Origin of the sequence: Agrobacterium sp. CFBP 3001 (assembly GCF_027871605.1) — a bacterium.
GTDB lineage: Bacteria > Pseudomonadota > Alphaproteobacteria > Rhizobiales > Rhizobiaceae > Agrobacterium > Agrobacterium leguminum.
Map to the genome: position 1 here is coordinate 386,305 of NZ_JAQAHD010000001.1, position 17,789 is coordinate 404,093.

Genomic DNA, 17,789 nt, shown 5'->3' on the forward strand with positions numbered 1-17,789 from the left:
GGAGTTTTTATTCGGCCGCTGCCCGCACAGTACTGGATATCTGGTTGATATAGGCCCGCAGCGCTGCCGGTTTGACCGGTTTGTGCTGAACCGAAATCCCGTATTTTTCGGCATCGCTGCGCACTTCCGGGCTGCGGTCCGCCGTCACCAGCAGGGCAGGGATCGTCTTGCCGTAAAATGTCCTGATGAGGCGGATGGCGCTGATGCCGTCGCCATCGTCCAGATGGTAATCGGCGACGATGACGTCGGGGGCTTCGGCCAAAGTGAGGAAGGGTTCCTCAAGCGTCGCCACGGAACCTGCGGGTAAAACCTCACAACCCCATCCGGTCAAGAGCAGCGTCATGCCCTCGAGGATTTTCGGCTCGTTGTCGATGCAGAGCACCCGGACGCCCTGAAGGCGGTCGCTGGCTGCCCGACGGGTTATTCCACTATCGGCTTTGGCCGGTACGAGGCGATCCGCCTCGCGCGGCAGGTGGATGCGAAAGGTCGTGCCTTTTCCCGGGGTGGAAATCAGCTGTACCGGATGGTGCAGCATGCGCGACAGCCGATCGACGATCGAAAGACCGAGCCCGAGGCCGGATGCTGTTCTTGCGCCCTCGTCCAATCGGGCGAATTCCTTGAAGACAGTGCGAAACTTGGAAGAGGGAATGCCGATACCGGAATCCGTCACCTGAATGACCACTTCGCCGCCCCGGCGGCGCGCACCGACGACCACCTTGCCCTTCAACGTGTATTTGATGGCGTTGGAAACGAGATTCTGTATCAGACGCCGCAGGAGATTGGGGTCGGAGCGGACCGTGAGCGAGGTTGGCATGACCACAAGGTCGAGGTTCTTTTCCTGCGCCATCGGCGCGAAATCGGTTTCGATGCGTTTCAGCAGCTCATTCAGCGGCACGGATGTCATGCGCGCCTTCATCGAGCCGGTGTCGAGACGGGAAATATCGAGAACCGCGCCGAGAATGGTTTCGACCGATTCCAGCGCCGAATCAATATTGTGGACGAGATCGCTTTCTCCCGATGCGCCAAGCCGTTCGACCAGGGAGGAGGAATAGAGGCGGGCGGCATTCAGCGGCTGGAGAATATCGTGGCCGGCGGCGGCGAAAAACCGTGTCTTGCCGATATTAGCCTCGTCGGCGGATGCTCGCGCTTCTGCCAGTTCCCGGTTGACGCGGGTAAGCTCCACGGTTCGCTCCGCCACGCGCTGCTCCAGCGTCTCGTTTGCCTGTTTCAGCGCCTGATCGCTCGCCACACGCTGGGTGATATCGGTGAAGGTGGCGACGATGCCCTTGTCCGGCATGGTGTTGGAGCGCACTTCGATGATGCGCTCGCCGCCCGCCAGCACCAGCGAGAAGGGCAGGTCCATGGTCAGGAAGCTGGTAATCAGCTCATTCGTGTCGCCATCAGGCATATCGCCCCGTTCCTGCAGCATCGAAACGATATCCGTCAGCGGTACGCCGACCTGCCCGAATTGCTCGGGCAAATCCAGCAGCGTGCGGAAGCGCCGGTTCCAGATGGTCAGCTGCTGCGAACTGTCGAAAACCGCAATGCCCTGATCCATCTGGGCGAGCGCCGTTTGCAGCATGTCCTGATTATATTGCAGGGCCTCGCTTGCCTGATCGAGCAGCCATGCCGTGTCCGCACTGGTATCTTCCGCCTTCTGAAGAATGATCGAAAGGACCAGGCGGGCTGAGGAGGAGCCGATGGCGCTGCCCAGCAACTGTTCGGAGAAATGGATCAGCGCCATGTCCGCCGGCTGATCGTCATTGAGCTTCCTGCCCGCCGTCTTTTCATAGGTCGCGAGTGACCGCAGCATGCGCTCTTCGCCAAGATAGCGCGCCACCGCGCTTTTGAGGTCGCCGACGCTGACACGGGTTTTCCAGCCGCGTGTCGCAAATTGCGATTTCGAGTGGCGCTTGACGAAGATGCCGGACTGGATGCGCTCCACCGGCCTCGGATTGCGCGAAAGCGAGCCGAGCACGAAGGCAAGGCTGTTGACGAGCAGGCTGAGAATGACCGCATTCACGAACGGGTCGGCTTCAGGCCCATTGAACACCGTGCTGCCGGAAAACAGGAAGCCGAGAATATTCGCCGCGACCTCGGAATTATCCGGCCCACCGAAGCTTGGCAGGAACAGCAGATAGGCCCAGACGAAAAAGCCGGAACTTAAGCCGGCGATTGCGCCGCGCGCGTTGGCGCGCCGCCAGAACAGCCCGCCGAACAAGGCAGGGGCCATCTGCGCAATGGCGGCGAATGCGAGAAGGCCGATGGAGGCGAGGCCCGTGGCGCTGTCGGCGGCGCGATAATAGCCATAGCCCAGAAGCAGCACCGCAAAGATTGCCGTCCTGCGGATGTTGAGCAGCGTCTTGGCGAAGTCGTCCCGGTGCGGAGAACGGTTCAGGAGCTTCTGCCGCAGGAAGATCGGCATGACGATATCGTTGGAAATCATGATCGATAACGCCACCGAGGCGACGATCACCATCGCGGTCGCCGCCGAAAATCCACCGATGAAGGTGATCAGCGACACGACCGGCATTTGGTGATTGAGCGGCAATTGCAGCACGTAGAGATCGGCATCGCCATTGGCGCCGAGCGTCAGAATGCCGGCCAGCGCTATCGGCAGCACGAAGATGTTGATCGCGATGAGATAAAGCGGCAGCAGGAACCCAGCCATGCGCAGCTCCTGCGGCGTGCGGTTTTCAACCACGGTAACGTGGAACTGGCGCGGCAGCAGGATGATGGCGAAGCCGGAAAGCAGGGTCATAACGATCCAGCGGCTGACGGGCGTGTGATAGGATATGGCCCGCATGGCCTGTTCGTTATCGGAGGCGAGCTGCCACAGATGCACGGGACCGTCGAAGAGCACGAAGAGCACATAAAAGCCGACGGTGCACATGGCGACGAGCTTGACCAGCGATTCCATCGAGATCGCCAGAATGAGCCCGTCCTGATGTTCGGTGGCATCGGTGTGGCGGGTGCCGAACATGACGGCAAACCCCGCCATCACGATGGTGACGACCAGCGGCAGATCGAGGAAATAAAGATTGCCGCTGCCAATGCCGTAATCGCCGGGATCGACCATCGTCGCCACCGAGCTGGAAACGGCTTTCAGTTGCAGCGCGATATAGGGAATGGCGCCGACGAGAGCGATGATGGCGACGATCATCGCCACTGTGGAGTTCTTGCCGTAACGGGCGGCGATGAAATCCGCAACGGATGTCAGCTTTTCCGTTTTCGCCAGTTCGACGATGCGGCGGATGATCGGCATGCCGATGGTGAAGGCAAGGATCGGGCCGGTATAGATGCCGAGAAATTCCAGCCCCCTGTCTGCCGCAAGCCCCACACCGCCGAAATAGGTCCAGGAGGTGCAATAAATCGCCAGGCTGAGCGCATAGACGAACGGACGCCCCTTGTTCGGAGCGTTTCTTTTGCGGCTCTTCCTGTCCCCATAGCTTGCAACCGCAAACAGCAGCAGGACATAAGCGAAGGCCGAACCGAATATGATCCACCCAGGAAGCACGCATCCTCCCCATGCAAGAATTCCCTGATATCAAGCATAGGCGAATTCCGCGCCGTTGAGAATGAGCGCGGTCTGAGCATAAAGTTCAAGGTGAGCGTGCAAAAAAGCTAATAAATGCAATCCCGCGGATTCCAAATGAAGCCCGTACCCTATATGGTTTGACCCGTAGGGACAGTCACATAGCTTCAGCTCGCGAAGCAGGAGAGAGGGACAATCTGAATGCTTAACGAATTTAAAACCTTCATTGCCCGCGGCAATGTCATGGATCTGGCCGTGGGTGTTATTATCGGTGCGGCTTTCAGCAAGATCGTCGACTCCGTCGTCAACGATCTCATCATGCCGATTGTCGGCGCGATCTTCGGCGGGTTCGATTTTTCGAACTACTTCCTGCCGCTGAGCTCCAGCGTCAACGCCACGTCGCTTGCCGCCGCCCGCGATCAGGGCGCCGTCTTCGCCTACGGCAACTTTCTGACGGTTCTCATCAACTTCCTTATCCTGGCCTGGATCATTTTCCTGATGGTCAAGGGCGTCAACAAGCTTCGTGAGTCCGTTGAGCGCAAGAAGGTCGAGGAAAAGCCGGAAGCAGCACCGCCGCCGGAAGACGTCAAGCTCCTCACCGAAATCCGCGATCTGCTGAAGACGCGTTGATTGTCGTCATCGTCCCCGGCCTGATGTGCCGCCCCATGCGGCCGGCGATCTCCTGCCGGGGATGACCCATAAAGAAAATCCATGATCGCCTCACGGAATATCATGCACACGGCTGGTTCGATGCGATAAGAAGGCACCAAACGGAGTGTCTTTAATGTCCATTTTGAACAGTCTGAGTGCGCGCTCTCTGGCGGCTCCCGAGAGCGGCATTGTTGAAGTCGTGAATTATGCCCGGGGGCGGGACAATCTCCTGCCGCTTTGGGTTGGCGAAGGCGATCTGCCGAGCCCAGACTTCATCAATCAGGCCGCCATCGACGGGCTGAATAATGGCGAAACCTTCTATACCTGGCAGCGTGGCATTCCCGAACTGCGGCAGGCGCTGAGCCGTTATTACGAGCGCCATTTCGCGGCGTCGCTGCCGCCGGAGCATTTCTACGCTGCCGGTTCCGGTATGCAGGCCATCGTGCTAGCCGTGCAGGCGCTGACCTCGCCGGGCGACGAAATGGTCTATCTGTCTCCGACATGGCCGAATATCGTGGCCGCCATCGGCGTGGCGGGTGCGAAGGCGGTTCCGGTCGGTATCGATTTCCGCGACGGCCGCTGGGATCTCGACATCAACAGGCTGGAAAGCGCGATCACGGATAAGACGAAGGCACTTTTCATCAATACGCCCTCCAACCCGACCGGCTGGACGGCGACGCTCGACAATCTCCGCGACGTTCTGGCTCTCGCCCGCAAACACGATCTGTGGATCGTCGCTGACGAGATTTATGCGCTCTATCATTATTCCGGCAGCCGTGCGCCGTCCTTCCTCGACGTCATGGAGCCGGAAGACAAGATCGTCTTCGCCAATTCCTTCTCGAAGAACTGGTCCATGACCGGCTGGCGCGTCGGCTGGCTTGTCGCCCCGCCGGCCATCGGTCAGGTGATCGAGAATCTCATTCAATATTCCACCTCAGGCGTGGCGCAATTCATGCAGCGCGGCGCGGTCGCCGCCCTCGATCACGGCGATGGTTTTGTCCGTGAGAATTACGAACGCGCTCTGACATCCCGCGACATTCTCTGCGATGCGCTCATCGCGACGAACCGTGTGGAAACCCTGAAGCCGGACGGCGCCCTTTACGCCTTTCTCAAGATTGACGGCGTAACCGACAGCCGGGCGACGGCGCTCGATATCGTCGACAAGACCGGGGTTGGTCTTGCGCCCGGCACGGCCTTCGGTCCGGGAGGGGAACTGTTTCTCCGGGCCTGCTTCCTGCGCAACCCCAGGCAGATAGAAGACGCGGCTGGCCGGCTGGCATCCTATATCCTCGGCAGGTAAGCGTCGGCTTTCCGTGCAATGGTTTCTCCTGCCGCGCCGGGATCGCGCTGCGGTAGGGAAATCGACAACAAAATCACAGCGAAGACCTAAAACTGCAACCCCACGGCGCAACCATCGACGTGGGGGATTTTCTGTGATATGCGCTCCTTGTTCCATTTATGAGAACATTTTCACTAATCGATAAAAAGCACTTCATTGCGCTAACCAATCGTAAGCCACCTTTTAAATGGGGCGGGGGATTGGTCGCGTATTCGCTGTGCAAGTAATCAATGATGAAGAATTATTGGCTTTGATGAGCTTAAGAAAAGCAAACAGGGAAGTAGTGTCATGGCTGTTCTGGTCACGGGTGGGGCCGGTTATATAGGAAGCCACATGGTGTGGGCTTTGCTCGATGCCGGGGAAGAGGTCGTTGTTGTCGACCGGCTTTCGACGGGGTCGCGTTGGGCTGTTGCGCCGGCGGCGCGTTTTTATCTGGGCGATGCGGCGGACCGCGCCCTGCTCGACCAGATTTTCGAAGAAAACCAGATCGAGACCATTTTCCACTTCGCGGGCTCTGTCAGCGTTCCTGAATCGATCAGCCAGCCGCTCGAATATTACGAAAACAATACGGGCACGACCCGCGCCCTCGTCGCTGCGGCGGTCGCCCATGGCATCCGCAATTTCATTTTCTCCTCGACAGCCGCCGTCTATGGAAACCAGCCCTTTAATGGCCCGGTTCCTGAAACCGCGATCCTCAGCCCGGAAAACCCCTACGGCCTGTCGAAACTCGCCTCTGAAATCATGCTGCGCGATGTCGTGCAGGCGCATGATTTCAATTATGTGGCGCTGCGTTATTTCAACGTCGCCGGAGCCGACCCGCAGGGCCGCGCCGGGCCTTCGCCCACGGGCGTGGCCAACCTCATCAAAGTCGCCTGTGAAGCCGCAACCGGTCGCCGCGACCAGGTGGACGTTTACGGAACGGACTACCCGACCGCCGATGGCACCGGTGTCCGCGACTATATTCACGTCAGCGACCTGATCGACGCCCATATGCTGGCCATGGCGCATCTGCGCGCCGGTGGCGGCACCCGCACGCTTAATTGCGGTTATGGCGTCGGTTATTCGGTTCTGGATGTCCTGCAGGCGGTGCAGCGGGAATCGGAACGCGATTTTCCGATCATCCATTGTCCGCGTCGCCCGGGCGATATTGCGACCATGGTGGCGGATTCGTCGCGTATCCAGTCGGAACTGGGCTGGCGTCCCCGCTTCAACGATCTGGCGACAATTGTTCGCACAGCACTTCAGTGGGAGGCCAAACGTCAGGCCCAGCAAAGCGACAGGATTCCGCCGGTGCGGCGCAAGCTGGCTGCAATAGGCTGAGCGGCCTTCGCCTCACCGGACACGGTCTTTTTTGACGGAGGGATAGAGCGCCGGCCGATCCTGTGGAGCGGCTGGGCTAAGCCAGCGATCCCTGTCAAAGAAGCTGCGTGTCAGCTTCAATCCCGGCGATTGTTCGCTTGCGAGCAAAATCACGTTCAGGCGATGCGGCGCCGTCGGTTCCGGTTTCATGGAAACCGAAATACCGAAATGTTGTGCCTGATAGAGCTGCATCCGGCGCGCCGGCTCAAGCATGTCCGCCAGATCGGCCCAGCGTGTCTGTCCGATAATCATGGCGAGCGCTTCATCGAGCTTCGCCAGAACGGCCGTCCCGTCCGGCGTTATGGGCGCAACGGCCTTCATCCTGATGGAGCGAATTTCTCCGGACGCTTCGCCCCTTATTTCAAGAAAGAGCGATGCCCGCTCGGCCGGGTCCGATGCGTTTCCTGCCGCAAAATCGGCCATACATTCGGAGCTGCGGATGTTGACCGGGCTGGCGTGCCAGCCCTGCGGGTTGGAGAAACCTGCGGCTGTAAAGCGCTCGCAAAGCTCCTTGCCGGAAACAACGAAATCGCGGGCGAAAGATGCTCTGTCGCCCACTTGCTCGAACTTCAGCAGATGCGGCGGCAGAGAGACTTTTTGGGTGGCGAGTTTCTGCCGTTTGACGGGCTTCATCTTCGGTGGCGTGGCGGATTGTATGGCGGGCGTCAGATTGAGATAGGCCAGCAGGCTTTTGAGGTGCTTCTTGTCATTGGCCAGCAGCACCGTTGCGCCTATGGCAAGGCAAACGGCCAGCACCGCAAACAGCAGCGCGCCATGGCTCACTCTCTTCTGCAAGCCTGCGTCCATCGCAAGACCTTAAGGGCTGGCGGAAAAAGGCGTCAGCCGGTTCTGATATGGTTTTTCGGGCTGTCGGCAACCCGGTGAATATGTGGTGCGAGCGGTTGCTCTGAAAATCTTATGTAATCACCGCCGAAGTTTCCGGCGGTGCAGGTTCTCATTCGGCGTTATTCTTGCCGCCGTCCTGTCCGCCGGCGCTGCTTTCATCGTCCGCAACCGGAATGGCGTAAGAGCCGTTCAGCCAGCGGGCGAGATCGAGCGAGCGGCAGCGATCCGAGCAGAAAGGATAGTCTTCGCGCGTCGAGGGCCGCCCGCATTCAGGGCATGGCTGGGATTTGCGAAGCGGGGTGACGTTTCCAGCGCCTTCGGTGGGGGACTTTGCCATGGCCTATCCTTCGAGCCAGCCCGAAGTCACCTCAAATCCTTCTCCGGAAAGAAGCGACATGGTTTCATAAAGCGGCAGGCCGACGACATTGGTATAGGAGCCGGTCAGTTTCTGCACGAATGCGCCGGCAATGCCCTGGATGCCATAGGCTCCCGCTTTGCCGCGCCACTGGCCCGACGCGATGTAAGCCTCGATCTCCCTCGTGGAGAGGCGCTTGAAGCGCACCTTGGTCTCCGCCACCTTCTGGCGGATCTTGCCGCCGGGGGTCACAAGGCAGATGCCGGTATAGACCCAATGGCTGCGTCCCGAAAGAAGATGCAGCGCCGCCGAGGCCTCTTCCGTATATTCGGCCTTGCCGACGATGCGGCGACCAACGGCGACCACCGTATCGGATCCCAGAACATAGGCGTCTTTCCACGCCTGTTCGTTCTTCAGCGCGGCCTGCGCGGCTTCCGCCTTCTGCAATGACAGACGGCGGCAGAGCGTGCGCGGATGCTCGAGCTTGGCCGGCGTCTCGTCGATATCCATCGGCATCAGACGTGCCGGTTCGATACCGATCTGATGCAGCAGCTCCAGACGCCGCGGCGAGCCGGATGCCAGAACGAGCTTTTGTTTTGAATTGGTCATTGCGCTGCCCGGGCGTCCGATGCGGAAGGTGGATTACTTGAAGCGATAGGTGATGCGGCCCTTGGTGAGGTCGTAAGGCGTCATTTCGACCAGCACCTTGTCGCCGGCCAGAACGCGGATACGGTTCTTGCGCATGCGGCCCGCCGTGTGGGCGATGATTTCGTGGTCGTTCTCAAGCTTCACGCGGAATGTTGCGTTCGGCAGCAATTCGGTTACGATGCCCGGGAATTCAAGGACTTCTTCTTTTGTCATGTAAGGGTTTTCTTCCTGTTGATAGTGCCGGACATATCGAGTCCGGGAAAATTGCGCGGAAACTACACAATCCCGGCACATTTGTGAACCTCTAAAGCATCGGCTTGAAAATCGCGATTGATTTTAACAGGCCGAGGCAGTTTTCAGTCTTTTGAAAGCGTATCCGCCACCGGCTGCTGCCGCCTCGGCAGTCGTTCCGAGATCAGCTTTGCCAGATGGTCCCGCACCTCGCGATAGGCGTCGAGAATCTGCTCGCGCGTGCCTGTGATCACCGTTGGGTCCATGGTCGGCCAATAGACCACGTCCAGCGAATTCGAGCGCGTCAGTTCCAGTGCGGCGTGATGGGCTTCCGGCGTCAATGTAATGATCAGATCGAAAAAATCATCCTCGATCTCGTCCAGAGTGCGCGGCTTGTGTTTGCCCAGCGAAAAACCCTGTTCTTCCAGCACCGCATCCACGAATGGATCGCGCTCGCCGGCCCGCACCCCGGCGGACTGGATGTAGATCCCGGGCGCCACCAGCCGTTTGGCGATGACCTCCGCCATGGGAGAACGGATGGAGTTCATGCCGCACATGAAGAGGACCGATTTGGGCGCTCGTCCCTCGTTTGGCGCTGCGGCAGGATCGATCATCTCTAACCCCGCCAATAAAGCACGCAGACAAGGGTGAAGAGGCGGCGCGCCGTGTCGAAATCGATCCTGATCTTGCCCGAAAGCCGGTCCATCAGCGTCTGCGAGCCATCATTGTGAATGCCGCGCCGGCCCATGTCGATCGCCTCGATCTGGCTCGGCGTAGAGGAGCGGATCGCTTCGTAATAGCTTTCGCAGATCAGGAAATAATCCTTGATGATGCGGCGGAACGGCGTCAGCGACAGAATATGGGTCGCGACATCCTTCTCGTCTTCGGTGCGGATTGAAAAAACCAACTTGGCGTCGACCAGCGATATATGCAGCCGATAGGGGCCGCCATCATGGCCGAAGGGTTCGAAGCTGTTTTCTTCGATCAGGTCGAAAATGGCGACGGCGCGTTCATGCTCCACGTCGGGCGTGGACCGGCCGATGCTGTCGTCCAGTACCACGTCGCAAAGCCGGAAATCGCCTGAAGCCATCGCTTAACTTTCCGGATTGAGGCGAATGGAGACGGAACGCGCATGCGCGTCCAGTCCCTCGGACCGGGCAAGGGTGATGGCCGCGGGCGCGAGCTGTCGCAGCTGCTCCGGTCCAAGCCGCAGGATCGAGGTGCGCTTGACGAAATCCAGCACCGAAAGCCCGGAGGAGAAGCGCGCCGACCGCGCCGTCGGAAGCACGTGGTTGGAGCCGCCGACATAATCGCCGATCACTTCCGGCGTATGGCGTCCGACGAAGATCGCGCCCGCATTGCGGATATGCGCCATCAGGGCATCCGGGTCATCGACGGCAAGCTCCAGATGCTCGGCGGCAATGCGGTTGGCGAGCGGAATGGCGTCGGTGAGCTTTTCGACCAGAATGATTGCGCCAAAATCGGCCCAGCTCGCCGCCGCCGTCTCTGAGCGCGACAGGCGCTTCAGCTGCCGCTCGACAGCGGCTTCAACGGCCTTGCCGAGTTCGGCATTGTCGGTGATGAGGATGGATTGCGCGCCGCGATCATGCTCCGCCTGCGCCAGAAGATCGGCCGCGAGCCAGTCGGGATCATTGTCCCTGTCGGCAATAACCAGCACTTCGGAGGGACCGGCGATCATGTCGATGCCGACGGTGCCGAAGACCTGGCGTTTTGCAGCCGCCACATAGGCATTGCCGGGGCCGACGATCTTGGCGACCGGCGCGATGGTTTCCGTGCCATAGGCAAGTGCGGCGACGGCCTGTGCGCCGCCGATGCGATAGATTTCCTCGACGCCCGCAATACGCGCCGCAGCCAGCACCGCCGGATTGACCGCGCCGCCATTGGCCGGAACGACCATGACGATGCGCTCCACGCCGGCAACCTTCGCCGGCACGGCATTCATCAGCACCGAGCTTGGATAGCTCGCCGTGCCGCCGGGCACATAAAGGCCAACGGCTTCGATGGCGGTCCAGCGCGAGCCGAGACCCACGCCGATATCGTCCTCGTAAATATCATCCTTCGGCATCTGCCGTGCATGGTGTTTTTCGATACGCCGGGCAGCGAGTTCAAGCGCCTCGATGACGCTCTTGTCGACGGCGGCGAAGGCCGCATCGATCTCGTCCGCCGTGACACGCATCGAGACCTTGGTGAAATCGATGCCGTCGAATTTCTGGGAATAATGGGCAAGGGCCGCATCGCCGCGATGGCGGACATCGTTGATGATGTCGCGAACGGTTGCGTTGACGTCTTCGGAAACTTCTCTCTTGGTTGTCAGGAAGGCCGCGAATTTCTGTTCGAAATCCGCCGACGCCTGCTCCAGCCAGATTGCCACGCCATTACCCTTTCATTGTCCCCGCGGGCGATCCCGCGAGGTGCACGAACTTCCGCAGAAAAATTGCGGCTCTGGTATGTGGCATAAATCGAAACGGTGACGAAAGGCAACCGTTGCAATGGTGCGGTGTGCTTATTCGCTGTCTGGATGATGCGGTTTGGCAGCCGTTTCCCAGGCGCCGCTCACATCGGTCAATTGCGCCTCGATGCATTCGACATCGAGCGCGATGGCGCCGCCGCCCGAAAGCGTCAATTCCACGGCTCCATCAGGTCCTTCGCCGTTCTGCACGAAGCGGATGGCGAGAAGCGACAGCACCTGTTCCCTGTCGGCGCGGTTGATGCCGTGCGAGCGGACGGCGGAGACACGTTTCAGGAAAACGACGCTGCGGCAGCGTTCCGGCGGCAGGTTTTTTTTGTCAGTGCTTTCCCAGACGAAACGGTTGGCGGAAAGCGTGAACTGGCCGTGCTTCGGCTCGAAGGCAACATCCTTCAGCTTGAAGACACTGTCCTGCATATGCGTCGAGATGACGGAGAGATCTTCAGTATCCAGCGCGAGCAATTTCAGGCCGCTCATCTTTTTCTTCCTTCTTTTGCGGTGCGGACCGCTATTTCCATGACTTACATTGGAAATAGGCAGTCCGGGCTCACTCTGCAACGGTAGAAAACGGATGAGCGGCGAAGACAGGATCAATCGCTGACGCGTTCGACCAGCGCACCGCAGCGGGTGAGCTTTTCCTCAAGGCGTTCGAAGCCGCGATCGAGGTGGTAGACGCGCGAAACCATGGTCTCGCCTTCCGCCACGAGGCCGGCAATGACCAGCGATACGGAAGCGCGCAGATCGGTCGCCATGACAGGCGCGCCCTTCAGGCGGGAGACGCCCTCGATGCGGGCCATCTGGCCGGAAAGCGAAATCTTCGCACCGAGACGGGCGAGTTCCTGCACATGCATGAAGCGGTTTTCAAAGATGGTTTCGGTGATATGCGAAACACCCTGCGAACGGGTCATCAGCGCCATGAACTGCGCCTGCAGATCGGTGGGGAAGCCGGGGAAGGGCTCGGTGACGATATCGACCGGCTGGATGCCGTTGCCGTTGCGCACGACGCGAAGACCGGTTTCCGTCTCGCTGATCGTGGCGCCTGCGAGCCTGAGCGTGTCGAGTGCGTTGTCGAGCAGCGCTGCGCGCGTGCCTTCCAGCACCACGTCACCGCCGGTCATTGCCACTGCCATGGCATAGGTGCCGGTTTCGATGCGATCCGGCAGAACGCGGTGGCGCGCGCCGGAGAGAGAGGTCACGCCTTCGATGGTGATGGTGGAGGTGCCGGCGCCTTCGATCTTCGCGCCCATGGCGATCAGGCATTGCGCCAGGTCCACTACTTCCGGCTCGCGGGCTGCGTTGTGGATGACGGTGGTGCCGCGGGCAAGGCTTGCGGCCATCAGCATCACATGTGTCGCGCCGACGGAAACCTTCGGGAAGGTGTAAACCGCACCGATCAGGCCACCCTTGGGCGCCGTGGCGTTGATGTAGCCGCCGTCGATCTCCATCGTTGCGCCGAGCGCCTCGAGGCCCTCGATGAACAGATCGACCGGGCGCGTGCCGATGGCGCAGCCGCCGGGCAGGGAAACGCGGGCGCGGCCCTCACGCGCCAGAAGCGGGCCGATGACCCAGAAGCTTGCGCGCATCTTGGACACCAGCTCGTAAGGTGCGGTGGTATCGACAATGGTGCGGCAGGTGAAGTGCACGGTGCGGGAATAGGCCTCGCCCTGGCTTTCGCGGCGGCCATTGACGGAAATATCGACGCCGTGATTGCCGAGAATGCGGATGAGCTGCTCCACGTCCGCCAGATGCGGCACGTTTTCGAGCGTCAGCGTGTCGCTGGTCAGAAGCGATGCGATCATCAACGGCAAGGCGGCGTTTTTGGCGCCGGAGATGGGAATGATGCCGTTTAGCTTGTTGCCACCCGTAATTCTGATGCGATCCATGCGTCCCTACGGGCCTGTGCCCGCCTTTCTTTATCGTGCCTTGCGGAAAGGCGCGTCCTTAGACGAATTTCCGCGGCGTTTCAATTTATGCTTGGTGAATTCTCTATGAGGATGATTCGTCCGTTTTTGCGGCAGGCAGGCCAATCGTCTCGTCCTCTTCGCCTGCACGGCGCGCACGAACCTGCTGTTTGCGCTTCAAAAGATTTTCACGAAGCTTCTTGGCCGCCCGCGCCTTGCGCTCCGCCTCACGCTGCCGCGCCTTTTCGCCAGGCCCCGCCTGCGGCTTGCCATCGGCCACCGGGGCGGATGCTTCCGCGGAAGAGCCGGCGGAAACCGCTGCCTTTGCCTGTTTGTCATGATGTTCGTTCATAGATTCAGCAATATCTGAAAAATGTATTTTTCAACAGGGGGCACGCTTTTTTGCCCCGCTTGATGAAGAATATCGTTTTGCGACTTGCGCTCGTCAAAAACCTATGGCAATAGGCCGCCACGCTTGATGCTGAAGCAAACGCTTCGGCACCGGATGCTGCTATAGCTCAGGGGTAGAGCACTCCCTTGGTAAGGGAGAGGCCGAGAGTTCAAATCTCTCTAGCAGCACCATTTCTCTCCAAAGTTTCAAATGTTTACGCGGTTGTTGAACCGGTCGCCTGCAGCGGTTGATGCATGCGCGCGCCACGCATTTCGCGGCAAATGGAAAACCGCGCCCCTTGCGAAGCGCGGTTTCCATATCCGAATATTCTGTTGCTGCCAGAGCGGGACGAAACCGCCCGTAGCCATCGGGCGCCGCTTACTGACGGAATAGCGACAGGATATTTTCGGAACTGGTATTGGCGATGGAAAGCGACTGGATGCCCAGCTGCTGCTGTGTCTGCAATGCCTTGAGGCGGGTTGATTCTTCGTTCATGTCCGCATCCACCAGGCGGCCGATGCCGCTGTCGATGGAGTCGGTAAGCTTGGAAATGAAATCTTCCTGCAGCCCGATGCGCATCTTGATGGAGCCGAGCGCGGAAGATGCGCTGCTGAGCGACTGAAACGCGGTTTCGACATCGGTGAGAAGATTGCCGATGGTGTAGGTCGGCGGCGTTGCGCTATCGAAAAGCTTGAGATCGATGTCCCATACGGAAATGCCCGAGGCTACGCCGGCCTCTCCGATGATGCCTTTTGTGGTGTCGAGCGTTGCGGGCGTGCCGGTCAGGCCAAAAATCACATTGGGTGTTTCCGTCGCGGTCGTCGTGTCAACAAGGGTATAATCGGTTTTCGTAACGTTGACGGAACCGCTGCCGTCACGGACAAAGCCGGAAACGACGGTCTTTGCGCCGGTGCCGAGCAACCAGTTTTCACCGCTGAAAGATGCGCCCTGCGCAATCGATTCCAGCTGCTTTTTCAGCTGGTCGATTTCTTCCTGGATCTTCGTCTTGTCGACGCCCTCTTCAGTTGCCGCGACGATTTTCGATTTGATTTCTTTCACGACTTCGACGGCGCTTTCCATTGCGGAATAAGCGACATCGATCTTCGCAGCACCCAGTCCCAGTGCATCCTGAACCGCGGAAAGGGCCATGTTGTCCGAACGCATGGTGGTCGCGATCGACCAGTAAGCGGCGTTGTCGGAAGCCGTTTTAACGCGCAGCCCGGAAGAAACTCTGGATTGTGTCTCTTCGAGCTGGCCGCTGATCGCACGCAGTGTCTGAAGCGCCGACATGGCGGCGGTGTTTGTCAGAATACTTGTCATAATTGCCCCTCTGAGCTGGCTAAATGGGAAGGGACATTCCGGGATCGCCGGAAACGACAACGCGGCGTGATGCCTGTTAACCTCTTTTTCGTCTTGGTTAACGAGTCGTTTCGATGGCCTGATTTAGCGGTGATTTGGTTAATGAAGTCTTAATCAAGAAATTTCTAAATTTTGCAGTCAATTGCACAAACAAAAACCGCGCCTTTCGGCGCGGTTGATTTTTCGCTTTCGGTCTTCGATTAACGGAAGAGCGACAGGATGCTTTCGGAGTTGCTGTTGGCGATCGAGAGAGCCTGAACGCCGAGCTGCTGCTGGGTCTGCAGGGCCTTGAGGCGGGTGGACTCTTCGTTCATGTCAGCGTCCACGAGGCGGCCGATGCCCTTGTCGATGGAGTCGGACAGCTTGGAAGCAAAGTCTTCCTGCAGGCCGATACGCATGGAGAGCGAGCCGAGCTTGGCTGCGGCGCTCGTCATTGCCTTCAGGGAGTTTTCAACCAGCGTCAGTGCTTCGGCCATGTTGGTGGCGCGGTCTGCGGCTGCATACTGGGTGATGTCCAGTGTGTAGACGGACTGGGCGGCGACGGTCGTGAACGTTCCGGTCGTGCCGAGAATACCGCTCGTGTCAGGGGCGCCCGTGGCGTCAACCGAACCGAAAAGAGTGTTGCCGGTTGCGGTGTTGTCGAGGGCGTATTTCGTGGTCGTGACGTTAACGGCACCGCCGGTGGAGCGAACGAAGCCAGCAACGACCGACTTGTCCGGGTCCGTGCCGGGCGTGGCAGCGCCGAGGGTCGAAGTGCCTACGAGCCAGTTTTCGCCGTAGAAGGATGCGCCCTGTGCGATCGATACGAGCTGGTTCTGCAGCTGATCGATTTCTTCCTGAACCTTGGTGCGGTCGACGCCTTCTTCAGTTGCCGTGACCAGCTTTGCCTTGATTTCCTTAACGACTTCGATTGCCGATTCCATACCGGCAGAAGCGGTGTCTACCTTGGCGGCGCCGAGGCCGAGAGCGTCGGAAACCGAGGAAAGCGCCATGTTGTCGGAGCGCATGGTGGTCGCGATCGACCAGTAGGCAGCATTGTCAGCAGCTTCGCCAACGCGAAGGCCGGAGGAAACGCGTGCCTGGGTGGATTCCATGTTCTGGCCGATGGTGCGCAGAGTCTGGAGCGCAGACATTGCTGCGACATTGGTAATAATGCTCGTCATAGTAGTGTGCCCCTTGAATGGCTGATTAAAGAAGGGACATTCCGGTTTCACCGGGAACGGCGCACAGCATCATGCCTGCTAACTGGCTGATTTTTAACGTTAGCTCGCCGTTTCGATGAGCTTAGGTAACGCCAGTTTGGTTAATGAATTGATAAGCGGGAAAAGAAAATCAGCATTATGAAAATTCAAAATTACAACTCTCGCGCGTGCGCGCGCGTATCCCGAAATATTTAAAAAAAAGATAAGGCCGCATCCTTATTCGGGATGCGGCCTGTCTGGTGCATTCGGTTCGATTCAGCCTATCGAACCTTTATGCTTTCTGCCCGGATATGCATTTGGTCAGCCCCCGAATGCATGTGGGAAGAAAATGGGTCCCCCAGCCCCGAAGGGCTATGAGAAGCTCAGCTCTTAGCGGAAGAGCGACAGGATGTTCTGCGAGTCGCTGTTGGCGATCGACAGAGCCTGAATTGCCAGCTGCTGCTGCGTCTGCAGAGCCTTCAGCTTGGTGGACTCTTCGTTCATGTCGGCGTCGACGAGGCGGCCAACACCCTTTTCGATGGTGTCGGACAGCTTGTCGGCGAAGTCGGTCTGCAGGTCGATACGTGCAGACAGCGAACCGAGCTTGGCGCCGGCGCTGGTCATCTTCGTCAGAGCGGTTTCAACGGAGTAGAGGGCGTTGTCGAGATCGTCGGTGGTGACGTTCATGTCGAGAACGGAGATCTGGGTGTAGGTCTTGGCGCCGACAGTCGTCGTCGCACCGGTGGCGTTCAGGATGCCGGAGTTGGCGTCGATCGTGCCGGGCGTAGCTTCCGTGTAAAGCATGGAGTTGGCGTCGAGAGCGTAGTCCGTCGTCTTGACACTGACGTTGCCGCTGGCGTCACGAACGAAGCCGGAAACAACCGTCTTGGTGGCGTTGGCGCTGGAAACGAGCCAGTTTTCACCGTTGAAAGACGCGCTCGTGCCGATCGACTTCAGCTGGTCGAGCAGCTGCGTGACTTCTTCCTGAACCTTGGCCTTGTCAACGCCCTGTTCCTTGGCGGCAACGACCTTTGCCTTGATGTCGGTGACAACCTTGATGGCGGCGTCCATACCGGCAGATGCGGTGTCAACCTTGGCAGCGCCCATGCCCAGTGCGTCAGATACTGCACCGAGAGCCTTGTTGTCCGAACGCATGGTGGTCGCGATCGACCAGTAAGCAGCGTTGTCCGAAGCCGAACCAACCTTCAGGCCGGAAGAAATGCGGTCCTGCGTGGTCGACAGGTCGGAAGCGATGGAACGCAGGGTCGAGAGAGCGGCCATTGCGTTGGTGTTGGTGAGAATGCTTGCCATAATAAATGTGTCCCTTGTTTTTACGAGATACTGGAGTGGGGACATACCGGGTTTGGTATTACCGGTCGCAACGTTTCGGCTTCATGCCACTCGGTTCGGAAATGCTTAGTTTCAGAAACCAAACCCGCTGCGTGTAGAAAGAAACTCGCAGCGAAAAATTGCCCAATTATTAATTTGAGCGCCAAGAAATATTG

At 59.1% G+C, this 17,789-nt stretch carries 17 protein-coding genes and 1 tRNA gene; 4 read left to right on the plus strand and 14 right to left on the minus strand.

The window, feature by feature from the left end; translation table 11 throughout:
- Positions 1-7: 7 nt before the first annotated feature.
- Positions 8-3,517, minus strand: coding sequence for a PAS domain-containing hybrid sensor histidine kinase/response regulator (locus PH605_RS01910; protein ID WP_142844034.1), 3,510 nt, complete (start codon positions 3,515-3,517; stop codon positions 8-10).
- 219 nt (positions 3,518-3,736) lie between these two features.
- Here PH605_RS01910 and mscL point away from each other — a divergent pair, with 219 nt between their 5' ends.
- From mscL to galE, 3 genes are all read left to right on the plus strand, one after another.
- The gene (mscL, locus tag PH605_RS01915) at positions 3,737-4,165 is read left to right on the plus strand and encodes a large conductance mechanosensitive channel protein MscL (RefSeq protein ID WP_080855948.1); all 429 of its coding nucleotides are present in this window, start codon (positions 3,737-3,739) and stop codon (positions 4,163-4,165) included.
- Positions 4,166-4,319: 154 nt separating this feature from the next.
- Positions 4,320-5,486 (plus strand): pyridoxal phosphate-dependent aminotransferase, encoded by a 1,167-nt coding sequence (locus PH605_RS01920; protein ID WP_078051268.1) that lies wholly within the window; start codon positions 4,320-4,322, stop codon positions 5,484-5,486.
- A gap of 327 nt (positions 5,487-5,813) precedes the next feature.
- Entirely contained in the window at positions 5,814-6,845 is a 1,032-nt protein-coding gene (galE, locus tag PH605_RS01925; RefSeq protein ID WP_142844033.1) for a UDP-glucose 4-epimerase GalE, read from the plus strand.
- A gap of 12 nt (positions 6,846-6,857) precedes the next feature.
- On the opposite strand, the gene PH605_RS01930 is transcribed toward galE, so the two are convergent.
- The 10 genes from PH605_RS01930 to PH605_RS01975 all read right to left on the minus strand — a co-directional run bounded on the left by PH605_RS01930 (position 6,858) and on the right by PH605_RS01975 (position 13,705).
- Positions 6,858-7,691: a DUF6030 family protein gene (locus PH605_RS01930; RefSeq protein ID WP_161987686.1), complete on the minus strand. Its 834-nt coding sequence runs from the start codon at positions 7,689-7,691 to the stop codon at positions 6,858-6,860.
- A 148-nt stretch (positions 7,692-7,839) separates the two neighbouring features.
- Positions 7,840-8,067 (minus strand): DNA gyrase inhibitor YacG, encoded by a 228-nt coding sequence (gene yacG, locus PH605_RS01935; protein ID WP_065654468.1) that lies wholly within the window; start codon positions 8,065-8,067, stop codon positions 7,840-7,842.
- Between the two features lie 3 nt (positions 8,068-8,070).
- Complete coding sequence (locus PH605_RS01940) at positions 8,071-8,694, minus strand: Maf-like protein (RefSeq protein WP_020010410.1); 624 nt, start codon at positions 8,692-8,694, stop codon at positions 8,071-8,073.
- 33 nt (positions 8,695-8,727) lie between these two features.
- On the minus strand, positions 8,728-8,946 hold the full coding sequence (gene infA, locus PH605_RS01945; protein WP_003503453.1) for a translation initiation factor IF-1: 219 nt from the start codon (positions 8,944-8,946) through the stop codon (positions 8,728-8,730).
- 143 nt (positions 8,947-9,089) lie between these two features.
- On the minus strand, positions 9,090-9,578 hold the full coding sequence (locus tag PH605_RS01950) for an arsenate-mycothiol transferase ArsC (RefSeq protein ID WP_004432476.1): 489 nt from the start codon (positions 9,576-9,578) through the stop codon (positions 9,090-9,092).
- 2 nt (positions 9,579-9,580) lie between these two features.
- A complete protein-coding gene (locus PH605_RS01955) occupies positions 9,581-10,054 on the minus strand; it encodes a UPF0262 family protein (protein ID WP_004432477.1) in 474 nt (157 codons plus the stop codon).
- 3 nt (positions 10,055-10,057) lie between these two features.
- Positions 10,058-11,356, minus strand: a complete 1,299-nt coding sequence (hisD, locus tag PH605_RS01960; protein WP_142844032.1) for a histidinol dehydrogenase — start codon at positions 11,354-11,356, stop codon at positions 10,058-10,060.
- 132 nt (positions 11,357-11,488) lie between these two features.
- Positions 11,489-11,929, minus strand: a complete 441-nt coding sequence (locus PH605_RS01965; protein ID WP_004432481.1) for a DUF2948 family protein — start codon at positions 11,927-11,929, stop codon at positions 11,489-11,491.
- A 113-nt stretch (positions 11,930-12,042) separates the two neighbouring features.
- A complete protein-coding gene (gene murA / locus PH605_RS01970) occupies positions 12,043-13,335 on the minus strand; it encodes a UDP-N-acetylglucosamine 1-carboxyvinyltransferase (RefSeq protein WP_004432483.1) in 1,293 nt (430 codons plus the stop codon).
- A gap of 103 nt (positions 13,336-13,438) precedes the next feature.
- A complete protein-coding gene (locus PH605_RS01975) occupies positions 13,439-13,705 on the minus strand; it encodes a hypothetical protein (protein ID WP_125144832.1) in 267 nt (88 codons plus the stop codon).
- A 155-nt stretch (positions 13,706-13,860) separates the two neighbouring features.
- Here PH605_RS01975 and PH605_RS01980 point away from each other — a divergent pair.
- A tRNA-Thr gene (locus PH605_RS01980) sits at positions 13,861-13,935 on the plus strand.
- A 187-nt stretch (positions 13,936-14,122) separates the two neighbouring features.
- Here PH605_RS01980 and PH605_RS01985 read toward each other — a convergent pair.
- From PH605_RS01985 to PH605_RS01995, 3 genes are all read right to left on the minus strand, one after another.
- Positions 14,123-15,064, minus strand: a complete 942-nt coding sequence (locus tag PH605_RS01985; RefSeq protein ID WP_065654466.1) for a flagellin N-terminal helical domain-containing protein — start codon at positions 15,062-15,064, stop codon at positions 14,123-14,125.
- 239 nt (positions 15,065-15,303) lie between these two features.
- Positions 15,304-16,266: a flagellin N-terminal helical domain-containing protein gene (locus PH605_RS01990; protein WP_078051263.1), complete on the minus strand. Its 963-nt coding sequence runs from the start codon at positions 16,264-16,266 to the stop codon at positions 15,304-15,306.
- 408 nt (positions 16,267-16,674) lie between these two features.
- Positions 16,675-17,595, minus strand: a complete 921-nt coding sequence (locus PH605_RS01995) for a flagellin N-terminal helical domain-containing protein (RefSeq protein ID WP_065654464.1) — start codon at positions 17,593-17,595, stop codon at positions 16,675-16,677.
- Positions 17,596-17,789 lie beyond the last annotated feature (194 nt).

Coding starts and splice junctions, on each gene's coding strand:
- mscL (WP_080855948.1), top strand. CDS start 3,737: ATGCTTAACGAATTTAAAACCTTCATTGCCCGCGGCAATGTCATGGAT.
- PH605_RS01920 (WP_078051268.1), top strand. CDS start 4,320: ATGTCCATTTTGAACAGTCTGAGTGCGCGCTCTCTGGCGGCTCCCGAG.
- galE (WP_142844033.1), top strand. CDS start 5,814: ATGGCTGTTCTGGTCACGGGTGGGGCCGGTTATATAGGAAGCCACATG.
- PH605_RS01930 (WP_161987686.1), bottom strand. CDS start 7,691: ATGGACGCAGGCTTGCAGAAGAGAGTGAGCCATGGCGCGCTGCTGTTT.
- yacG (WP_065654468.1), bottom strand. CDS start 8,067: ATGGCAAAGTCCCCCACCGAAGGCGCTGGAAACGTCACCCCGCTTCGC.
- PH605_RS01940 (WP_020010410.1), bottom strand. CDS start 8,694: ATGACCAATTCAAAACAAAAGCTCGTTCTGGCATCCGGCTCGCCGCGG.
- infA (WP_003503453.1), bottom strand. CDS start 8,946: ATGACAAAAGAAGAAGTCCTTGAATTCCCGGGCATCGTAACCGAATTG.
- PH605_RS01950 (WP_004432476.1), bottom strand. CDS start 9,578: ATGATCGATCCTGCCGCAGCGCCAAACGAGGGACGAGCGCCCAAATCG.
- PH605_RS01955 (WP_004432477.1), bottom strand. CDS start 10,054: ATGGCTTCAGGCGATTTCCGGCTTTGCGACGTGGTACTGGACGACAGC.
- PH605_RS01965 (WP_004432481.1), bottom strand. CDS start 11,929: ATGAGCGGCCTGAAATTGCTCGCGCTGGATACTGAAGATCTCTCCGTC.
- murA (WP_004432483.1), bottom strand. CDS start 13,335: ATGGATCGCATCAGAATTACGGGTGGCAACAAGCTAAACGGCATCATT.
- PH605_RS01975 (WP_125144832.1), bottom strand. CDS start 13,705: ATGAACGAACATCATGACAAACAGGCAAAGGCAGCGGTTTCCGCCGGC.
- PH605_RS01985 (WP_065654466.1), bottom strand. CDS start 15,064: ATGACAAGTATTCTGACAAACACCGCCGCCATGTCGGCGCTTCAGACA.
- PH605_RS01990 (WP_078051263.1), bottom strand. CDS start 16,266: ATGACGAGCATTATTACCAATGTCGCAGCAATGTCTGCGCTCCAGACT.
- PH605_RS01995 (WP_065654464.1), bottom strand. CDS start 17,595: ATGGCAAGCATTCTCACCAACACCAACGCAATGGCCGCTCTCTCGACC.